At 62.0% G+C, this 3,195-nt stretch carries 3 protein-coding genes; all 3 read right to left on the bottom strand.

Going from position 1 to position 3,195, the window contains the following annotated elements:
- Window positions 1–626 (bottom strand): FAD-dependent oxidoreductase (locus AC1DUU_RS27345; protein ID WP_476786491.1); only part of this gene is annotated, 626 nt, incomplete at its 3' end.
- Window positions 627–709: 83 nt separating this feature from the next.
- Window positions 710–2,053 carry a type III glutamate--ammonia ligase gene (glnT, locus tag AC1DUU_RS27340; protein WP_476786490.1) on the bottom strand — a complete coding sequence of 448 codons (1,344 nt, stop codon included), beginning with the start codon at window positions 2,051–2,053 and terminating at the stop codon, window positions 710–712.
- Between the two features lie 29 nt (window positions 2,054–2,082).
- On the bottom strand, window positions 2,083–3,195 hold a 1,113-nt coding region (locus AC1DUU_RS27335), incomplete at its 5' end, for an FMN-binding glutamate synthase family protein (protein ID WP_476786489.1).

The raw sequence follows: 3,195 nt of genomic DNA, 5'->3' as shown, positions 1-3,195 counted from the left end.
AAGCCGGTGACTTCGCAATTCTGGATGATGTCGACGCCACGCTGGTCGGCGGCGCGCGCATAACCCCATACCACCGCATCGTGGCGGGCGGTGCCGCCGCGGCGCTGCATGAGGCCGCCCATGATCGGGAAGCGCGGGCTGTCGTAATTGAGGAACGGCAATTCCTTGCGGATCTGCACGGCGTCGAGCAATTCTGCGTCGATGCCATTGATGCGCATGGTGTTGCCACGGCGGGCAAAGGCGTCGCGCTGGGCATCGGAGTGATAGAGGTTGATGATGCCGCGCTGGGAGACCATCGCATTGTAGTTAAGATCCTGCTCCATGCGCTCCCACAGCTTCATCGACATCTCGTAGAAGCCGGTATTGCCGGGAAGTCCGTAGTTGGAGCGGATGATGGTGGTGTTGCGGCCGGCGTTGCCGGAGCCGATCCAGCCCTTTTCAAGCACCGCGACATTGCGGATGCCGTACTCGTTGGCGAGGAAATAAGCCGTGGCGAGCCCATGTCCGCCGCCGCCGATGATGATCACGTCGTAGTGGCTCTTGGGTGCCGGATCGCGCCAGGCGCGGGTCCAGCCCTTGTGGCCGGACAGGGCTTCCTTGGCGTGTGAGAAGATCGAATATTTCATCGCATGTGTTCCGGCGTAATGTGAGGTGTGTCCGAGGCCCGCGCCCGATCTGGAAGACCGGGCGCAATGCCTGTTTGGGTGCCTCAGACGTCCAGCGTGTGGTCGCGTTCCCACTGGGTGAAGTGGGAAGCGTAGGAGTTCCACTCCTGGTGCTTGAGCTTGATGTAGGCGGCGGAGAACTCTTCGCCCATCGCAGCCTTCAGCTCGCTGTCTTCGTCATAGGCGCGCAGTGCATCAAGCAGGTTGAGCGGCAGCTTGGCGCCATGGGTGACGGTGTGGCCTTCACGGTACATGTCGACATCGCTGCGCGGGCCAGGATCGGCCTTGGAGCGAATGCCGCTGAGGCCGGCGGCGATGATGATCGCCTGCATCAGGTAGGGGTTGGCAGCGCCGTCGGGCAGGCGCAGTTCGAAGCGGCCGGGGCCTGGCACACGCACCATGTGGGTGCGGTTGTTGCCGGTCCAGGTCACTGTGTTAGGCGCCCAGGTCGCACCCGAAAGGGTACGCGGTGCGTTGATGCGCTTGTAGGAATTGACAGTCGGGTTGCAGATCGCGGCGAGCGCCGAGGCATGCTTCATGATGCCGCCGAGGAAGTGGCGGCCCTTCTCGGAAAGACCGAGTTCCATGTTCTTGTCGGCAAAGGCATTGGACTTGCCGGCAAGATCCCACACCGAGATATGGGCATGGCAGCCAGAGCCGGTGAGACCCTGGAAGGGCTTCGGCATGAAGGTCGCGCGCAGGCCGTGCTTTTCGGCGATCGAGCGAACCATGAACTTGAAGAAGGAGTGCTTGTCGGCGGTCTGGAGAACGTCGTCATACTCCCAGTTCATTTCGAACTGGCCGTTCGCGTCCTCATGGTCGTTCTGGTAGGGCTTCCAGCCGAGGTCGAGCATGGCATCGCAGATTTCGGCGATGACGTCGAAGCGGCGCATGACAGCCTGTTGGTCATAGCAGGACTTTGCCGCCGTATCGTACTCGTCGGCAATCTGGCTGCCATCCGGCGTGGTGAGGAAGAATTCCGGCTCGACGCCGGTCTTGACCCGCATGCCTTCCTTGGCGGCTTCGGCGACCAGGCGCTTCAGCGTGTTGCGCGGGGCTTGGGCGACACCCTTGCCTTCCATCAGGCAGTCAGATGCGAGCCAGGCTACTTCCGGGCGCCACGGCAGCTGGATCACTGAAAGCGGATCCGGCACAGCCAGCATGTCTGGATGTGCCGGGGTCAGATCCAGCCAGGTCGCGAAGCCGGCAAAGCCGGCTCCGTCCTTTTGCATGTCCGAAATGGCCTGCGCCGGCACCAGCTTGGCGCGCTGACCTCCAAAGAGGTCCGTATACGAGACCATGAAATATCGGATGTTGCGAGCCCTTGCGAACTCTTTGAGATCAGTCACCTCCGACTGATCGATTTTGGCTTCAAAGGCCGTACCCATGTGAATTGCTCCTCCCAATCCTTGTGGTTTTAAAAGGGACCCTTACCAGGCACCCAGCTCGTTCCCGCTAGCGGCACGCCAGCCATGGCGGCAGCTTCGATCGAAAGAGCGCAGAGATCCTCAGGCTCGAGATTGTGCAAGTGATTCTTGCCGCAGGCACGGGCGATCGTCTGTGCCTCTAGCGTCATGACCTTCAGATAATTCGCCAGACGGCGACCAGCTGCGATCGGATCAACGCGCTTCATCAGCTCGGGATCCTGCGTGGTGATGCCGGCAGGGTCCTTGCCCTCGTGCCAATCGTCGTAAGCGCCGGCAGTGGTGCCGAGCTTCTGGTATTCGTCCTCCCAACGCGGGTCGTTGTCGCCGAGCGCGATAAGCGCCGCGGTTCCAATCGATACTGCATCGGCGCCGAGTGCAAGCGCTTTGGCCACATCGGCACCATTGCGTATGCCACCGGAGACAATCAGCTGAACCTTGCGGTGCATGCCGAGATCCTGGAGCGCCTGAACGGCAGGACGGATACAAGCCAGGATCGGCTGGCCGACGTGCTCGATGAACACCTCCTGGGTTGCTGCCGTGCCGCCCTGCATGCCGTCGAGCACAACGACGTCGGCGCCGGCCTTCACTGCTAGTGCCGTGTCATAATAGGGGCGCGCGCCACCAATCTTGACGTAGATCGGCTTTTCCCAATCGGTGATCTCGCGGATTTCGAGGATCTTGATCTCGAGATCGTCCGGACCGGTCCAGTCGGGGTGACGGCAGGCCGAGCGCTGATCGATACCCTTGGGCAGCGTACGCATTTCTGCAACGCGGTCGGAAATCTTCTGACCCAAAAGCATGCCGCCGCCGCCCGGCTTGGCGCCCTGGCCGACAACGATTTCGATGGCATCAGCACGACGCAGATCGCGCGGGTTCATGCCGTAGCGCGACGGCAGGTACTGGTAGACCAGTTGCTTGGAATGCCCGCGCTCTTCCTCGGTCATGCCGCCGTCGCCGGTGGTCGTCGAGGTTCCAGCAATCGTTGCGCCGCGGCCGAGTGCTTCCTTGGCCGGGCCCGACAGCGAGCCGAAGCTCATGCCGGCAACGGTGATCGGAATCTTCAGTTCGATCGGCTTCTTGGCGTAACGCGCGCCGAGCACCAC

The organism is Aminobacter sp. P4_H6_2 (genome assembly GCF_056400805.1).
The sequence above is the reverse complement of the archived record's forward strand: the minus strand, read 5'-3'. Positions and strand labels throughout refer to the sequence as shown.